Here is a 16,908-nt window from a genome sequence, read left to right on the forward strand (position 1 = left end):
TGTTCAAGGAGTTTCCCCCATGTCGCAAAATGCCCGCCTCGACCCCAGCCTGATCACCGAGGGCCTCCGCAGTCCCCCCAAACCGCAACGTGCGCCCAGAGTCAGCAGCGGCGCGCTGCTGGGCCGCATCGGGGTGGGGCAGAAACTGGCCCTTACGGCGGGGCTGTTCGCGCTGCCGATCACCGTGTTGCTGTACCTGACCGCCAGCGGTCGGCAGCAGGACATCAATTTCGTGCAGCGTGAGCTGAGCGGCGCGCAGCAGATCGAGGCCTACGGACAGCTGCAGACCTCCGTGACCGATTTTATCGGGGCCAAGCTCGGCGGCGATCAGGCCAAGATGGCGTCGGCAGGCACCGCGGCCGACCAGGCGCTGGCCACGTTGCAAAGCGACATGGCCGCGCGGGGCCTGGCCCTCAGCTCGGCCACCTTCGAGGACGTGACCCAGAAGTGGAAGCTGCTGGAGGAGGCCGGTGCCGGACCGCAGGGGACCTTCGCCGTTTCGATGTTCAACACGTTCACCAGCGATGCCATGTTGCCCGGTCTGGAAACGCTGCTCACGGAGTCGAACCTGCTGCTCGACTCCACGCCCTCGTCGTATTTTGCGGTTCAGGGCGCGCTGGTGCATCTGCCGGAAGTGCAGGCGCGGCTGTCCACCCTGGCGCTGCTGGCCCAGTCCATCAACCAGATCCAGAACATGCCCGCGCTGTCCAACCTGCTGCTGCCGCAGTACCGCGACGAGGCCATCCGCGCCGGCGTGGCGCTGGACGCGGCCTTCAGCGCGGTGGCCCGCGCCGAGGCCCAGGATCCCAGCCTGAAGGCCACCCTGGGCAAGGCGATGGCCGGGCTCGACGAGGTGCGCCAGACCCTGAGCAACGGGGCCGGGGACAACATCAGCGTCGCCAGTGAACGGCTGGACCCCACCACCCTCCAGAAGGCGGCCCTCAAAATCTCGGCGGCCGTCGGCGTGGGCAACACCGAGGTCAAGCGGCTGCTGGGCGCGCGCGTCGGTGCCGAGCGCCGCGGCATGGCCCTGGAACTGCTGTCCGTGGCGCTGCTCACGGTGCTGGCCGGCCTGCTGCTGCTGGCGGTGGCCCGCGCCATCACCCGCCCGCTGACCCGCCTGGCGCAGTCGGCGCGCGCGCTGGAGCAGGGAGACCTGAGCGTGTCGGTGCCGGTCACCACCCGCGACGAGCTGGGCGTGGTGGGCCTGGCCTTCAACGCGGCCACGGCCAAACTGCGCGTCAACCAGGAGCAGACCGAGGCCGAGCGTCAGGCCGCCCAGCGCCTGCAGGCCAACGTCGGCGAGTTCCTGGACGTGACCATGCAGATTGCCGACGGCGACCTGACGGCGCGCGGACGGGTCAGCGAGGACGTGCTGGGCAACGTGGTGGACTCGATCAACCTGATGACCGAAGAGCTGGCCGCCGTGCTCAGCGACGTGCAGCGCGCGTCCACGTCGGTGACGGGCGGTTCACAGTCCATGCTGGAGTCCACCGAGCAGATCCGGCAGGGCACGCTGGTGACCACGCTGGAAACCGGCCGCGTGACCCGGCAGGCCCAGGAGATGACGGCGGCCATCCGGCAGATGTCGGCCATCGCGCAGGCCTCGGCCGACTCGGCGCAGCGCGCCCTGGTGGCCTCCGAGACCGGACAGCAGGCCGTGAGCAGCACCCTGAAGGGCATGGAGGCCATCCGCCAGTCCTCGCAGGGCGTCGCCGTGCGCGTGCGGTCGCTGACCCAGCGCTCGGAACAGATCGAGGAAATCGTGGACTCGATCAGCCACATCGCCTCACAGGTCAACCTGCTGTCTCTGCACGCCAGCATCGAGGCGGCCGGCGCCGGGGAAGCGGGCAAACGGTTCGCCGTGGTGGCCGAGGAAATCCGCGAACTAGCGGACCTGTCCACCGACGCCACCGCGCGCATTGCCGAGCTGATCGCCAAGGTCCAGGGCGACGTGCAGGGCGTGGCGCAGGACATGCAGGTCAACAGCGCGCAGGTCGAGCAGGGCTACGTGGTGGCCGGACAGGCCGGTGAGGCCCTGCGTGAGATTGCCGAACTGGCCGGGGTCACCGCGCACTTCGCCAGCAACATCTCGGACGCCGCGCGCGAGCAGATGCAGGAAGTGCAGGGCATGAGCGGCGCGGTGACCCAGATCGCCGACGTGGCCCGCGAGTCGCAGCGCTCCGCCGAAACAGGCCGCGAGGTGGCCGAACAGCTGCAGCAGCTCGCCCAGCGCCTCAGCGGCAGCCTGGCCCGCTTCCGTCTGCCCGGCTGAGCCCCTGCCCGTCCCCGAGTCGTCCCAGCCCCCGCAGCGATCCGTCAGCTTCACCCGTCCCGGCAAAGGAGCCACCCCATGTCCCAGAACGCCCGTCTCGATCCCTTCCTGAACACCGCCCAGCCCCAGCCTGCGCGCCGCAAAGCGGCCGCCGCCGCCCCCCGCCAGAACCGCAGCAGCCTGCTGGGCCGCATCGGCGTGGGCCAGAAGCTGGCCCTCACGGCCGGCATCTTCGCGCTGCCCATCACGGCGCTGCTGTTTCTGGCCGTCAGCGGCCGGGAGCAGGACATCAACTTCATCCAGCGGGAACAGGCGGGCGTGAGCCAGATTGCCGACTACCAGCGCTTCCAGACCGAACTGGCCAGCCTGGTGGACGCCCGGATTCAGGGGGACGCGGCCGCCGCGACCCAGGCGCAGGAGGCCGCCACGCAGGCGCTGACGGCCCTGGAACAGAGCACCGGCGCGGCGCGGCTGGACACCACCCAGGCCAGCGTGGCCGAGATGACCGAGCAGTGGACGCAGCTGCAGGCCAGTGACCTCGGCCCCGCCGGACTGCTGCTGGCCTCGAACTACAAGCAGTTCTACGAGGATCAGGTGCTGCCCAGCCTGAACGTTTTGCTGCAGGAATCCAACCTGCGGCTGGACTCCACGGCCACCTCATCGTTCGCCATCCAGGCGGCCCTGATCCGGCTGCCCGAGGTGCGCGCCCGGCTGGCCGCCCTGACCGCGCTGGCCACCTCGCTCGAAGAGGTCAAGGGCCAGCGCGACCTGGTGGACATCATCGCGCCGCAGTACCGGGACCTGGCGGTTCGCGCGGGTGTGGCCCTCGACGACGCGTTCAGCTCGATCAAGAACGCCGAGGCCCAGGACGAGAGCCTGACCCCCACCCTGGGCGCGGCCATCCGCAACCTGGAGCCGGTGCGCCAGGCCATCGCCACCGCCGCCAACGCGGACCTGCTGCGCAGTGTCGATCAGCGTGCCAGCCTGGGGAGCCTGCGCAGCGCCGCCGAGCAGACCGCCGCCGCCGTGACCCTGGGCAGCGAGGAAGTCAACCGGCTGCTGGCCGACCGCCTCGCGGCCCAGCGCAGCGCCCAGCTGCTGGAGCTGCTGGGCGTGGCGCTGCTGACCGTGCTGGCCGCCCTGCTGCTGGTGGCGGTGAGCCGCGCCATCATCAACCCACTCTCGCAGCTGGCCCGCTCGGCGCGGTCGCTGGCGCAGGGGGATTTCGGCCAGACGGTGCAGGTCAACTCCCAAGACGAGCTGGGGCTGGTGGCCGTGGCCTTTAACGAGGCGTCGGCGCAGCTGCAGAGCAACCAGGAAAAGAACGAGCTCGAACGCCTGGAGGCCACGCGCCTGCAGAGCAACATCTCCGAGTTCCTGGACGTCACCATGGACATCGCCGAAGGGGACCTGACCCGGCGCGGCCAGGTGACCGAGGACGTGCTGGGCAACGTGGTGGACTCGATCAACCTGATGACCGCCGAGCTGGCCGACGTGCTGGGCGACGTGCAGCGGGCGTCCACCTCGGTGACGGGCGGCTCGCAGGCCCTGCTGGCGACCACCGAGCAGATCGGCCTGGGCACGCAGCTCACCGCCGCCGAGGCCGCCCGCGTGGCGGCCCAGGTGCAGAGCGTCACCGCCGCCATCCGCGAGGTGGCGCTGCAGGCCCAGAACTCCGCCGAGACCGCGCGCGCCGCCTTGAAGGCCTCGCAGCAGGGCCAGGAGGCCGTGACCGGCACGCTGGACGGCATGCAGAACATCCGCCGCGAGGTGCAGGGCGTCGCCAAGCGCATCAAGGGTCTGGGGGACCGCTCGCTCGAAATTCAAGAAATCGTCGACACCATCTCGCAGATCGCCCGGCAGACCAACCTGCTGGCCCTGAACGCCAGCATCGAGGCGGCCGGGGCCGGGGAAGCGGGCGGACGCTTCAGCATCGTGGCCGACGAGGTGCGCAAGCTGGCCGACACCTCCGGCCAGGCCACGGCGCGCATCGCCACGCTGATCAAGAACGTGCAGGCCGAGATTCAGGACGTGATCGTGAGCGTGGAAGACGGCACCCGCGAGGTGGAGCAGGGCTACCGCGTCGCCGGAACCGCCGGGGAGCGGCTGCGCGAGATCGGCGCGCTGACGCAGCAGTCCGCGCAGCTGGCCGAGACCATCGCCACGTCGCAGCAGGCGCAGGTGCAGGGCATCGAGGACATGGGCAGCGCGGTGGAGCAGATCGCCGCCGTCGCCCGCGACTCGCAGGATTCGGTGACCCAGGGCCGCGCCGCCGCCGAGCAGCTGCAGACGCTGGCCCAGAACCTCAACGCCAGCCTGACCCGCTTCCGGTTGCCGTCCTAGGGGGTGGGTGAAAGGTGAAGGGGGAGTTGCAAATGCCACAGGACACTGCCGCAGGGCACGCCGCGCCGGGACAGGCACAGGCACACGCACAGGCCACCACGAACGCCGCCCAGCAGCGGGGCGAGAACAGCGATCTCCTGGGCGGGTTCCTGCAAGAAGCCGGGGAGGTGCTGGGCAGTCTGGACGCCGGACTGGCCGAACTGCACCGGGCCGCGGCGGGACCGACAGACGGCGCGCAGCTGGCAGGTCTGGGCGTGCTGGCCCACCGGCTGCGCGGCAGCGCGGGCCTGTACGGGTTTCCGCAACTGTCCAAGATGGCGGCCCTGCTGGAGCGGATGCTGGATTCCCGCCCGCTGCTGTCCGGCGAGGCGCGCGCGGCGTACCTGGACCTGCTGGGGCACTCGCACGCCACCCTGCGCTCGGGTCTGGAACGCATCCTGCGCGGCGAGCGCGAGAGTGACCTGGGACTGGCCTTTGCGCGCGGCGGCGGGGCGGCGGAGCTGCAGGCGCTGCTGCGCAGCCACCCCGAAGCCTTCAAGCCCCGGCCACCCGAGGACCACCGCCGCCTGCCTGCCGAGGATGACCCGGCGCCGGCGGACCGGGACCCGGACCACGCCTCCGCGCTGGAGGCCGAGCTGCGGCAGTTTCACCGCGAGAACGCCGAGGTCTGGTCCTACTTTGCCCCGGAAGTGCGCGAGCACCTGGGCAGCCTGCGCGAGCAGCTGGGCGGCGCGTCAGCGGACCAGACTCCAGACCTGGACGTGATGTTCCGCGCCGCCCACACCGTCAAGGGCAGCTCGTACATGGTGGGCCTGCCGGGCCTGGGCGATTTCGCGCACGGCCTGGAAGACCTGCTGGGCGGCGTGCGCGACGGCGTCCTGCGCCTGGACACCGGCACCCGTGAGGTGCTGGACGCGGCGCTGGCCGGCATGGACCACATTCTGGACGTGGCCGAGGGGGGCGGCGACGGGGGTGGTCTGGGCCAGCAACTGCAGGTGCTCAGCGCCCGGATGGCGGCGCTGGCCGGGGGGCACGACTTCATCAGTCCGGTTCGTCCGGCCGCCCCGGCCCCTGCAGCTGTGGACGCGCCCCTGCTCACCCCCACGGCCCCTCAGGAAGCGGCCTCGATCCGCGTTCCGGCGCGGCAGATCGAACTGCTGCTGGAGCAGATGGGCGAACTGGTGACGGTGCGCTCGCGGCAGGGACAGACGCTGGGGCGGCTCGACGCCCTGCAGAGCGCCATGCAGGACTCGCAGGCCCGATTCCAGCGCACCGTGCGCGATTTCGAGGAACGGCACCTGAACCCCGACATGGTGCGCGCCGCACCGGACCGCGCCGCGCCCACGGGCGAGGACAGCATGGGCGGGGCCAACCTGACCCAGCAGTTCGACGAGCTGGAATTCGACACCTACAACGACCTGAACATCCTGGCCCGCTCGATCACCGAGCTGAGCGCCGACTTCGCCGAGGTGCGCCGCCGCCTGTCGGATCACGTGGTGGGGCTGCAGGGCGACAACGAACTGCTGGGCAAGCTGCTGCGCCGGCTGCGGCTGGACCTGACCCAGACCAGCCGGGTGCCCTTCTCGCAGGCGGCCTTCCGGCTGCGGCGCTGGGCCCGTGACCACTCGGAGCGCTTCGAGTTCATCGGCGAGGGCGAGGACGTGCGCGTCGACAGCGCGGTGTTGCAGCGGCTGACCGATCCGCTGATGCACCTGATGACCAATGCCCTGCACCACGGTGTCGGCGGCGCCGCAGACCGGGTGGCGGCGGGCAAGCCGGCGCGTGGCCGGGTCTGGCTGCGCGCCGCCGAGCGCCAGAACTTTCTGGAAGTCAGCGTGCAGGACGACGGGGCCGGGCTGGACCTGGAGGCCATCGGCAACCGCGCGCTGGAAAAGGGCCTGCGCTCGGTGCAGGAACTGGACCGGATGTCGGCCGAGGACCGGGCGCGGCTGATCCTGCTGCCGGGGCTGTCCACCGCCTCGGCGGTCAGCACGGTGGCCGGACGCGGCGTGGGCATGGACGTGGTGGCCACCGCCGCGCGCCAGCTGGGCGGGGAACTGCTGATCCAGACCGAGCGCGGCGTCGGCACCACCTTCACGCTGCGCCTGCCGATCACGCGCCGCATCATCGACGTGCTGCCGGTGCAGGTGGCCGGGCACGAACTGGCCTTCGCGGTGGGCACGGTGCGTGCGCTGCGCGAGGTGCGCGCCGACGAGATCGGGAGCGGCGAGTCCGGCCCAGAGCTGATTTTCGAGGGCCGTCCGGTGCCGGTGATCGACCTGCGCGAGGTCTGGGGCCAGCCGCAGGAGGGCGCGCACGAGTCGGCCTTCCGGCTGGTGGTGCTGGCCACACCCACCGGGGAACTGGCCGCGCGCGTCGACGACTTCGGGCAGATCGAGGAAGTCAGCGTGACGCCGCTGGGCGGGCTGCTCAGCGGACTGGAATACCTGTCGGGCACGGCGCTGTCGGCCTCGGGCAACGCCTTTCCGCTGCTGGACCCTTCGGGCCTGGGCCGCCTGGCCCGCCGCCCGCAGGACTTCCTCAAGCCGCTGGACGCGGCCGGCACCTCCGCGCAGCGCACCCGCATCCTGCTGGTGGACGACTCGCTGAGCGTGCGGCGGCTGGTGGGCCGCATGCTGGAAAACGGCGGCTACGCGGTGGTCACGGCCAACGACGGCCAGGAGGCGCTGGACCTGCTGCAACTCGACGCCGACTTCGGCGCGGTGGTGAGTGACCTGGAAATGCCGCGCCTGAACGGCTACGAGCTGCTGTCTGCCGTGCGGGCCCGTCCCGCCACCGCCCACGTGCCGCTGATGATCATGACCACCCGCGCCGGGGAAAAGCACCAGCGTCTGGCGCTGCAACTGGGCGCCAGCGACTACTTCACCAAGCCGGTCAACGAGGCGCTGCTGCTGCGCCGGATCGGCAGCGTGCTGGCCCAGGCCGCGGTGCCGGCGACCTCCGGGGCCGGCGCGTGACCGCTTTTCAGACGGGGCTCTCGGTCCTGACGGTGCTCAACGACGCCTCGCGCGCCGCGATGTACAGCCACCTGGCCGAACTGGCCGGGGTGACGGTGATCCAGGCCGACGGCGCGCTGCATGCCCTGACCCAGCTGGAGCGCACCCCGGTGGACGCGATCATCTGTGACGCGCAGATGACCGACATGAGCGGCGCCGAGTTCCGCAGCATTCTGGAGGATGACGCCCACACCGGGGCGCTCCCGATCTACCTGATCGGCGACGACGAGCACGGCGCGCCGGGACGGGCCACCAACTCGGCCGGGCCGCAGGTGCTGGCCGAGGCGCTCGAAGCGCTGGGCGTGGACGACTCGGCCTATCCGTTGCCGCTGCGCACCACCGCCCGGCCCCAGCTCTCGGGGCAGCTCGAGCCGTTCAGCCTGAGCGAATTCCTGAACTGGGCCGCCGAGCTGTCCTGCAGCGGCCACTGGCTGATCACGGTCAGTGCGGCGGGCCAGCTGCCCCGCGGCGGCCACCTGACCATGCACGAGGGGCGGCTGACCTACGCCGAGTTCGCGGGCCGCGCGGGCCGGGGCGCGGTGCTGGAACTGCTGCGCCGCAGCGAGCAGGGCGGCGGCCAGTTCCGCTTCTACCACTGCCCCAGCCTGCCGCCGGGCCGACAGCCTGATCTGGCGGCCCCGACCAACCGGCTGCTGATGGAACTCGCCGTCGACCTCGACGAAACGTCCGCCCACCCGCACTGATCCAAGGCACCCTACCCTTCCCGCTCCCCCGCTTCCACCCTCCAAAGGAACCCCATGCCCCAGATCTTTATCGTCGACGACAGCATCAGTGTCCGCAAGGCACTGGAGATCACCTTTAAACGCCACTCGCTGGACTCGTTCAGTGCCGTCAGCGCCGAACAGGCCCTGGAAACCCTGGCGGCCGATCCCCATTTCGACCTGATGATGGCCGACGTGATCATGCCCGGCATGAGCGGCCTGGAGCTGTGTTCCGAGCTGCGCCGCGACGGGCGCTTCGATCACCTGCCCATCGTGCTGATGAGCGGCAACGTCGACGAGGACATCAAGCGCCAGGCCCGTGAGGTCGGCGCCAACGGCGTGTTGCGTAAGCCCTTCAGTCCCGACGAGCTGATCCCGATGGTCGAGGACCTGCTGCGCGCCGCCGAGGCCCAGACCGCCGCCGCGCTCACCGCCGCGCCCGCAGCCGCCGAAGCCCCCGCCGCCGAACCGGCCGCCCCCAGTCAGCTGGAGCGCCTGATCGCCGAATACCGCCGCCGGGGCGACGTGGAAGACCTGATCGTGCTGGACGCCCAGGGGCAGCTGGTGCTGGCCGGCGGCGAGGCCGGGACGCCCGGCGCCGCGGAGCGCCTGCCCATGTACGCCCGGCATTTCGTCGCCACCGCCAGCGTCATCGGCCAGCATCTGCTGGGAGACGAACTGCAGGCCGTGACCCTGCGTTACGCGGGGCGCGAGGCGATCTTCCATCCTCAGGACGGTTTCCTGGTGATCGCCCTGACGCGCATGGACCTCAAGACCCTGAACTGAAGTCCGGGCCGTGCCTCACCGGCTGACCGAGTTCCGCAGGTCAGCCGGTGGGGTCTGGCGTGGCCGCGCTGGACTGCGGGGCGCGGCTGCCCAGGAAATTGACTACAGTAGCCCCATGATGCCCCGTTCGTTGCCCGCCGATCCGCTGATGCTGCAAGAAGCCCGCCAGACGCCCGACGCGATCGCGCGGCAGCTGTCCGAGAACGCGCAGGCCGCCGACGCGCTGGCAGCGGTGCTGCGCGAGCGCCGCCCGCCCTACGCCGTGACCATCGCGCGCGGCAGCAGCGATCACGCCTGCACGGTCCTGAAGTACGCTCTGGAAACCGAGCTGTCGTTGCCGGTGGCCTCGCTGGGGCCGAGCGTGCACACGCTGTACGGCACGCGGCTGGACCTGCGCGGCGCACTGGTGATCGCCGTGTCGCAGAGTGGGGCCAGCCCGGACGTGGTGGAAAATGTCCGCATGGCCCGCGAGAGCGGCGCGCTGACCGTGGCACTGGTCAACGTGGAGGACAGTGAGCTGGCCCACTCGGCCGAGTTCGTGTTGCCGCTGCGCTGCGGCGAGGAGCGGGCGGTGGCCGCCACCAAGAGCTACCTCGCCAGCCTGACCGCCTTCTTGCCGGTGATCGCGGCGCTGGGACCGGACGACAGGCTGCGGGCGGCGCTGGACGGCCTGCCCGACGCGCTGCGCCGCACGCTGGAGCTGGAGGACGCCGCCAACGCTCTGGCCGCGCGCTACCGCTTCGCCCAGAACCTGCTGATCCTGGCGCGCGGCCTGCACTACGGCGTGGCTCAGGAGGCCGCCCTGAAACTCAAGGAGACCTCGGGCATCCACGCCGAGGCCTACAGCGCCGCCGAGTTCAGCCACGGTCCCAAACGCCTGCTGGCCGAGGGCCTGCCGCTGCTGGGTTTTGCCTCCGACGACGCGGCGTGGCCCGCCACCGAGGCGGCGTACGCGGACCTGCGGGAAGGCGGGGCCGATCTGCGGACGCTGGGACCGGCGGCCGGCAGCACGCTGCGGACCCCTGGCACCGGGCACGGCCTGACCGACACGGTGCCCAGCGCCCTGGCCTTCTACCTGTTCGCCGCGCACCTGGCGCTGGGCCGGGGCCTGGACCCCGACGCGCCCCCACTGCTCAGCAAGGTGACGAAGACGCGCTAGGACCCTGGCCCGCCAGCAGCGTGTTGCCCACCGCCCGCCGCAGGCCCTGGATGTCGAAGGCGCTGTGGCGCGTGGGGTGAACGCGGTTGGTCAGCAGCGTCCAGGCCAGCCCGCGCGCGGGGTCGGCCCACAGCCCCGTGCCGGTAAAGCCGGTGTGCCCGAACGCCGCCGGGCTGCACAGGCTGCCGCCGCTCCAGCCGGGTTGCGCGGCCACGAACGCCAGCGTCCGGCCCGGTGTCTGCAGGTGCGTCGCCTCGGCCTGGGCGGCGGGGGAGAGCCAGCCGCCGCCCAGCAGCCGCTCGGCCTGAGCCAGCACGCCGCCCAGCGTGCCGAACAGCCCGGCGTGTCCGGCCAGCCCGCCCTGGGCTGCCGCGTTCTCGTCGTGTGTCTCTCCACGCAACACTCGTTCGCGCCACGCGCAGCGCTCGGTGGCGACACTGTGTGCCGGGTCTGGGGCAAACGTCAGGCCGGAATCCAGCGCGAATTCCCGCAGAGGTCTGTCATACACCCGCTCCAGCACGCGCCCCAGCAGGACGTAACCCAGATCCGAATAGACCACCTCTCCAGCCTCTTGCATGGCCCACGGCTCCTGCATGAAGCGGGCGCGGATGGTGTCGGCGCTGCCCCAGGTGTACAGCGGCACCCAGGCGGGCAGCCCCGCCGTGTGGGTCAGCAACTGGCGCAGGGTGCGCGTTTTCAGCGGCGTGTCCTGCATCCAGCCCAGTTCGGGCAGGTGCGTCGCCACCGTGTCGTCCAGATCGAGTCGTCCCTGCTCAGCGGCGCGGATCACGTTGCGGGCGGTGAACAGCGGCTTGGTCAGGCTGGCGAGATCGAAGAAGAAGTCCTCTTGCAGCGATACGTTCTCCGGCTGAAGCTGCGCGTGGCCCAGAATCAGGGTGTCCCGTCTTCCCGCCGCGTCAACCACGCCCAGCGCCGCCCCAGGCAACCCACCTGAGTTCACTGCCCTTTCCAGAAGTTCGCGCGTTCGTTCGGGAATCATTGCTCTTCCAAAGCCGCGCGGGCATGTCCGTGGTGCGCCTCCAGCCGGGTGGCCGCCTCTTCGGCGCTGACGCCCAGCCGCAGCGTCACGATGGCGACTTTGACGCTCCCATCACTCTTGGAGAGCGCCTCACGCGCCACCGCCTCGTCCGTTCCCGTCGCGTGGCGCACCAGCCGCACGGCGCGGCCCTCCAGCTTGGCGTTGGTGGCCCGCACGTCCACCATCAGGTTGCCGTAGACCTTGCCCAGCCGCACCATCACGGCGCTGGAAAAGGTGTTCAGGGCGATCTTCTGCGCGGTGCCGGCCTTCAGGCGGGTGCTGCCGCTGATCACCTCTTCCCCCGTGTCCAGCAGCACCGGGCACTCGGCGGCCCGCAGCAGCGGTGTGCCGGGGTTGTTCGACAACCCCACGGTCAGCGCCCCGGCCTGCCGCGCCGCGTCCAGCGCGCCCAGCACGTAGGGGGTGGTGCCGCTGGCGGCCACGGCGATCAGCACGTCGTCCGGCCCCACCGCCGCCGCCGCGACATCGGCGGCCCCTGCCGCCCGGTCATCCTCGGCCCCCTCCACCGCCTCGCGGATGGCCCGGTCACCCCCGGCAATCAGCGGCACGGCCCGCTCAGGCGGCCAGGAGAAGGTGGGGGTCAGTTCGGTGGCGTCCAGCACGCCCAGGCGTCCGCTGGTGCCCGCGCCCGCGTAGACCAGCCGCCCGCCACGTTCCAGGCGGGGCAGCGCCGCCGCGACGGCCCGCGCGATGGCCGGGGCCGCCGCGCGCACCGCCTCCACCGCGCCACGCTGATCGTCGGCCAGCACCCGCACCAGTTCGGGAATCTCCAGGCAATCCAGATCGGGGTGATCCGGGTGGACGCCCTCGGTGCGGCGTGGATCGGGCAGGAGGGCGCCAGGTGAGCGTGAATCCGCGCTCATTCGCCGTCTCCGTGCAATTCCATCACGAAATCGTAGCGGTCGCCCCGGTAATGGGCGCGGGCGTACTCCACCGGGCGCCCGCCGCGCGTCCACGACACGCGCTCGGTGGCGAGCAGCGCCGCGCCGGGGGCGAGGCCCAGCAGTTCGGCCAGCGTGAGGTCGGCGCTGACGGCCCGCAGGTGCCGGATGGCCCGCACCGGGTTGAGGCCGCGCGTGGCCAGCAGCGCGTACAGGCTGGCGTCGGTCACGTCCGCATGGCCCAGCCGGCCCACCAGCGCGGCCGGCAGCGTGCTGTCCTCCACCGCCAGCGGCTCCCCGTCCGAGGTGCGCAGGCGGCGCACGCGGTAGACCTTTTCCCCTGGCGACAGGGCCAGACTCATGGCCTCCTGCGGGCTGGGGCGGGTGTGCTCGAAGCCCAGCACCCGCGCCCCCGGCGTCTGCCCGCGCGAGCGCACGTCGTCGGAAAACGAGCTGAGCAGCCCCAGGGTGCGGCTGGGCCGCTCCTCCGGCGTGGGCGGCGTGACGAAGGTGCCGCTGCCGTGCTTGCGGGTCAGCAGCCCCTGCTGGGCCAGCAGCGCCAGCGCCTGACGCACGGTCACGCGCGATACGTGCAGGCCGGCCGCCAGCTCGCGCTCGGCCGGCAGGGCGCTGCCCCGGCGCAGATCGCCGCTGACGATCCGCTGCTCCAGTCCCTGCGCGACTTGCATGTAGACGGGCAGGGCGCTGGCCGCGTCCAGCGGAATGGCCCAGGGGGGTGAGGTGGCGGACATGTCTGCAGAACATACCACTCCCGAACCTTTTGGCAAGGGGCTTGCCATTGGCCCCAAAGTGGTACTAAGCTACTGGATGAGAATCACAGTTCACGTTCAGGCCCGGATCTGGGCCGTGTGCCGGGTTGGCGCGTCATGCCCCGCCCCACCACCCCTCCCCCGCAACGCATGTCCTCGCCCCCGTCCGGGGCACCCGCCCCCACCTGGAGGTCTTCGATGTCCACCTATTCCCGTTCACGTTCCGCCCTGAGTCGTCCTGTATTGGCCCTGATTTCCCTCGCCCTGATCGGCGGCGCGCACGCCGCGCCCAAGAAGGTGGACGGCTACAGCTCGCTGGGCGTCGTCAAGGGCAAGGCGGGCGGCAGCATGACCCTGGCGCTGGGCGACAGCCCGCAGAGCCTGTTCTACTACGGCGTGATCGACAACAACCTGGGATTGATCTCGCAGCAGCTGTTCGACGGGCTAGTGGAATTCAACTTCAACACCTACAAGATCGAGCCCGCGCTGGCCGAGAGCTGGACGATCAGCCCCGACGGCAAGACCTACACCTTCAAGCTGCGGCAGGGGGTCAAGTGGAGCGACGGTCAGGCCTTCAACGCCGACGACGTGGTCTTCTCGTACAAGAACATCATCATGAACCCCGAAGCCCGCGCGGGCGACGCCGGGAACTTCAAGCTGGACGGCAAGGACATCACCATCAAGAAGGTGGACGCGAACACCGTGCAGTTTGGCCTGCCGCGCGCCGCGCCCGCCTTCCTGTTGCAGCAGCGCTACTTCATCATGCCGCAGCACAAGCTCGCCAAGTTCTCGCAGGACGGTGGGGCCAAGGCCGCCGACATCAACAACGCGTGGCCCACCAACGTCGCGCCCGCTGAAGTCGTCGGGACTGGCCCCTTCAAGCTCGCGGGCTACACGGCGGGCCAGAAGGTCAGCCTGGTCAAGAACCCCAACTACTGGAAGGTGGACGCCAGCGGCACGCCGCTGCCCTACCTGAACGCGCTGGACTTCTTGATCATCCGCGATCCGCAGGCGCAGGTGGCGCAGTTCCTGGCCGGCAACCTGGATCAGCTGAACATCAGCGGCGCGCAGTTCCCCGATCTGAAGTCCAAGGAGGTCGCGGGCGCGCCGTTCAAGGTGATCCGCTCTACCGCCCTGTTCGGCAGCCCGCCCTTCCTGGCCTACAACTTCGATGCCAAGGACGCCGGGCTGTCCAAGCTGTTCGGCGACGCCCGTTTCCGCCGCGCCATGCAGAGTGCCGTCGACCGCGAGCGCATCATTGACACCGTCTACAACGGTCTGGCCAGCCTGCCGGGTCACGGCGTCGCGCCGGTCAACACCCAGTGGTACACCAACACCAAGGCGCAGCTGGGCAAGTTTGACCTCGCGGCGGCGGGCAAGGCGCTGGACGCGCTGGGCGTCAAGGACACCAACGGCGACGGCGTTCGCAACGTCCCCGGCGGCAAGAACCTGGAATTTGACCTGACCTACGGTACCGACAGCTCGGTGTACCCGGCGATGGCCACCATCCTCCAGAGCGATTTCAAGAAGCTGGGCGTCAAGGTGAACCTTAAGGGCGTGCTGAGCAGCAAGCTGCTGTCCACCGGCCTGTCGGGCGACTACGAGGCCATTCTGGCGGCCTTCGGCGATCAGCCGGATCCCGAACTGCGCAAGCCCATCTGGCAGCCGGGCGGCTCGCTGTACTTCTGGCACCGCAGCACCCAGCCGGCCACCGACGGTGCCGCGCCCAACCTGGCGAAGATGGCCGGGTGGGAAAAGGAGATCTACAACATCTTCAATGAGGCCGCCACCACCACCGTGGCCAGCAAACGCAAGGCGCTGTACACCCGCTGGCAGCTGCTGTTCGCCCAGAACCTGCCGGTCACGCCGATTGCCAAGCCGGAAAACATCGGCGCGATCAGCAACAAGTACGGCAACTACATCTACAACCTGGGCGTGATTCCCGGCTACAACCCCGTTCCGCTGATCTACCAGAAGTAAGCCACTCCTCAGGCAGGGGCGCGGCGGGCCGTGGCCACCGTCCCTGCCGTTCCTACACCTGCGGCCCACCCCGTCCTGGCGCCACGCGCCCCCACCTGTCCCGGAGGATTCATGACATCACGCCCCGCTGCTCTGCTGGCCCTCAGTCTCGCCCTGCTGTCCACTCCTGCTCTGGCCGCCAAGACCATGGGAGGTGACCTGGGCAGCCTGGGCGTCGTGCCCGGCAAAGTCGGCGGGACGTATACCCTGCCGCTGAGCGACAGCCCCCAGACCTTCAACTACTACGGCGCGATCGACAACAACACGTACACCGTGCTGAACAACGTGCTGGAAAGTCTGGTGGAGTACAACCTGGCGACGTACAAGCTGGAGCCGGGTCTGGCGGAGTCGTGGACGACCAGCAAGGACGGCAAGGTGTGGACGTTCAAGATCCGCAAGGGCGTCAAATGGCACGACGGCGTGCCCTTCAGCGCGGACGACGTGGTGTTTTCCTACAACAACATCATCCTGAACCCTGGCGTCCGTGCCAACCAGATTCCGAACCTGAGCTTCGGCGGCGAGCCGGTCAAGGTGGAGAAGGTGGACGCCTCCACGGTGCGCATGACCCTCAAGCAGGCGGCGGGGGCCTTTACCCAGCCGCTGAGGACGTTCATCCTGCCCAAGCACGTCTTCGAGAAGATCGACCCGCTGAAAAACCCCGCCGACTACATGAAGATGTGGGGCACCGACAAGGCCACCGAGGTGATCGGCACCGGCCCCTTCAAGTTCGCGGGCTACGTGGCCGGGCAAAAGATCAGTCTGGTCAAGAACCCCGACTACTGGAAGGTGGACGCCAAGGGCACCCGGTTGCCATACCTGAACCGGCTGGAATACCTGATTATCCGCGACCCACAGGCGCAGGTGGCGCAGTTCCTGGCCGGCAACGTGGATCAGGTGAACATCACCGGGGCGCAGTTTCCAGACCTGAAGCAAAAAGAGCTGGCCGGCGCGCCGTTCAAGGTGGTGCGCAGCAAGGCGCTGTTCGGCAGCCCCCCGCACATCGCCTTCAATTTCGACGCCAAGGATCCGGCGCTCGCCAAGGTCTTCCGTGACCTGCGCTTCCGGCAGGCCATGCAGTTTGCGGTCAACCGTCAGCGCATCATCGACGACGTGTTCAACACGGTGGCGACCCTGCCCGGTCACGGCGTGGCCCCCATCAGCGAGTTCTACGTGAACACCAGAGGTGCCCTGGGCAAGTTCGATCTGAAGGCGGCGGGCCAGAAACTCGATCTGCTGGGCCTCAAGGACACCAACGGCGACGGCATTCGCAATCTGCCGGGCGGCAAGAACCTGGAGTTCGACCTGACCTACGCCACCGACAGCACGGTGTACCCGCCCATCGCCACCATCTTCCAGAACGATCTGAAGAGCATCGGGGTGAAAGTGAACCTCAAGGGCCTGCTGGTGGCGAACATGCTGTCGACCGGGCAGGCGGGCAACTACGAGGCGATGCTGTACGCGTTCGGCGATCAGCCGGATCCGCAGCTGAGGCGGGAAATCTGGCAGCCCGGCCAGCCGCTGAACTACTGGCACATGTCGGCGCGTGGCGCGGACGGCAAGCCGGTTTTCGCCAGCATGCAGCCCTGGGAAAAGCGGATCTGGGACATCTTCGAGCAGGGGGCCACCGTCGTCGACCCGATCAAGCGCCGCGCGCTGTACGGCGAGTGGCAGGCCCTGTTTTCCAAGAACCTGCCGGTGATCATGGTGGCCAAGGCTGACAACCTGGCGGCCGTGAACAACAAAGTGGGCAATTTCATCTACAACCTCGGCCCGATTCCCACCTACAACACCAACACGTTGATCTACCTGAAGTGAGGCGGCGGACGGGGGAGAGGCCCTGCGCGTGCCCCGCCCCGTCCGCCCCGCCGCTGCAAAA

The 16,908-nt window shown here is 69.9% G+C and carries 11 protein-coding genes; 8 read left to right on the plus strand and 3 right to left on the minus strand.

Annotated features, from left to right (window positions below; genetic code table 11):
* Positions 1 to 19 precede the first annotated feature (19 nt).
* The 6 genes from FHR04_RS00070 to FHR04_RS00095 all read left to right on the plus strand — a co-directional run bounded on the left by FHR04_RS00070 (position 20) and on the right by FHR04_RS00095 (position 10,302).
* Positions 20 to 2,275 (plus strand): methyl-accepting chemotaxis protein, encoded by a 2,256-nt coding sequence (locus FHR04_RS00070; protein ID WP_139399696.1) that lies wholly within the window; start codon positions 20 to 22, stop codon positions 2,273 to 2,275.
* Positions 2,276 to 2,353: 78 nt separating this feature from the next.
* Positions 2,354 to 4,618: a methyl-accepting chemotaxis protein gene (locus FHR04_RS00075; protein ID WP_139399698.1), complete on the plus strand. Its 2,265-nt coding sequence runs from the start codon at positions 2,354 to 2,356 to the stop codon at positions 4,616 to 4,618.
* Between the two features lie 32 nt (positions 4,619 to 4,650).
* Entirely contained in the window at positions 4,651 to 7,596 is a 2,946-nt protein-coding gene (locus FHR04_RS00080; RefSeq protein ID WP_139399700.1) for an Hpt domain-containing protein, read from the plus strand.
* Positions 7,593 to 8,339 (plus strand): response regulator, encoded by a 747-nt coding sequence (locus FHR04_RS00085; protein ID WP_249038896.1) that lies wholly within the window; start codon positions 7,593 to 7,595, stop codon positions 8,337 to 8,339. Before FHR04_RS00080 ends, FHR04_RS00085 begins: the two co-directional genes overlap by 4 nt.
* A 54-nt stretch (positions 8,340 to 8,393) precedes the next feature.
* Positions 8,394 to 9,143 (plus strand): response regulator, encoded by a 750-nt coding sequence (locus tag FHR04_RS00090; protein ID WP_139399702.1) that lies wholly within the window; start codon positions 8,394 to 8,396, stop codon positions 9,141 to 9,143.
* A gap of 115 nt (positions 9,144 to 9,258) precedes the next feature.
* On the plus strand, positions 9,259 to 10,302 hold the full coding sequence (locus FHR04_RS00095) for an SIS domain-containing protein (RefSeq protein WP_139399704.1): 1,044 nt from the start codon (positions 9,259 to 9,261) through the stop codon (positions 10,300 to 10,302).
* Here FHR04_RS00095 and FHR04_RS00100 read toward each other — a convergent pair.
* The 3 genes from FHR04_RS00100 to FHR04_RS00110 are packed head-to-tail and all read right to left on the minus strand — an operon-like array spanning position 10,277 to position 12,995.
* Positions 10,277 to 11,302 (minus strand): serine hydrolase domain-containing protein, encoded by a 1,026-nt coding sequence (locus tag FHR04_RS00100; protein ID WP_139399706.1) that lies wholly within the window; start codon positions 11,300 to 11,302, stop codon positions 10,277 to 10,279. The genes FHR04_RS00095 and FHR04_RS00100 overlap by 26 nt on opposite strands.
* A complete protein-coding gene (gene murQ, locus FHR04_RS00105) occupies positions 11,299 to 12,225 on the minus strand; it encodes an N-acetylmuramic acid 6-phosphate etherase (protein WP_170213788.1) in 927 nt (308 codons plus the stop codon). The genes FHR04_RS00100 and murQ overlap by 4 nt, the downstream gene beginning before the upstream one ends.
* A complete protein-coding gene (locus FHR04_RS00110) occupies positions 12,222 to 12,995 on the minus strand; it encodes a GntR family transcriptional regulator (protein WP_139399708.1) in 774 nt (257 codons plus the stop codon). Before FHR04_RS00110 ends, murQ begins: the two co-directional genes overlap by 4 nt.
* A gap of 216 nt (positions 12,996 to 13,211) precedes the next feature.
* Here FHR04_RS00110 and FHR04_RS00115 point away from each other — a divergent pair, with 216 nt between their 5' ends.
* Both FHR04_RS00115 and FHR04_RS00120 read left to right on the plus strand, forming a co-directional pair.
* Entirely contained in the window at positions 13,212 to 14,993 is a 1,782-nt protein-coding gene (locus tag FHR04_RS00115; protein ID WP_139399710.1) for an ABC transporter substrate-binding protein, read from the plus strand.
* A gap of 111 nt (positions 14,994 to 15,104) precedes the next feature.
* Positions 15,105 to 16,847: an ABC transporter substrate-binding protein gene (locus FHR04_RS00120; protein ID WP_139399712.1), complete on the plus strand. Its 1,743-nt coding sequence runs from the start codon at positions 15,105 to 15,107 to the stop codon at positions 16,845 to 16,847.
* Positions 16,848 to 16,908 lie beyond the last annotated feature (61 nt).

This window comes from Deinococcus radiopugnans ATCC 19172 (assembly GCF_006335125.1).
GTDB lineage: Bacteria > Deinococcota > Deinococci > Deinococcales > Deinococcaceae > Deinococcus > Deinococcus radiopugnans.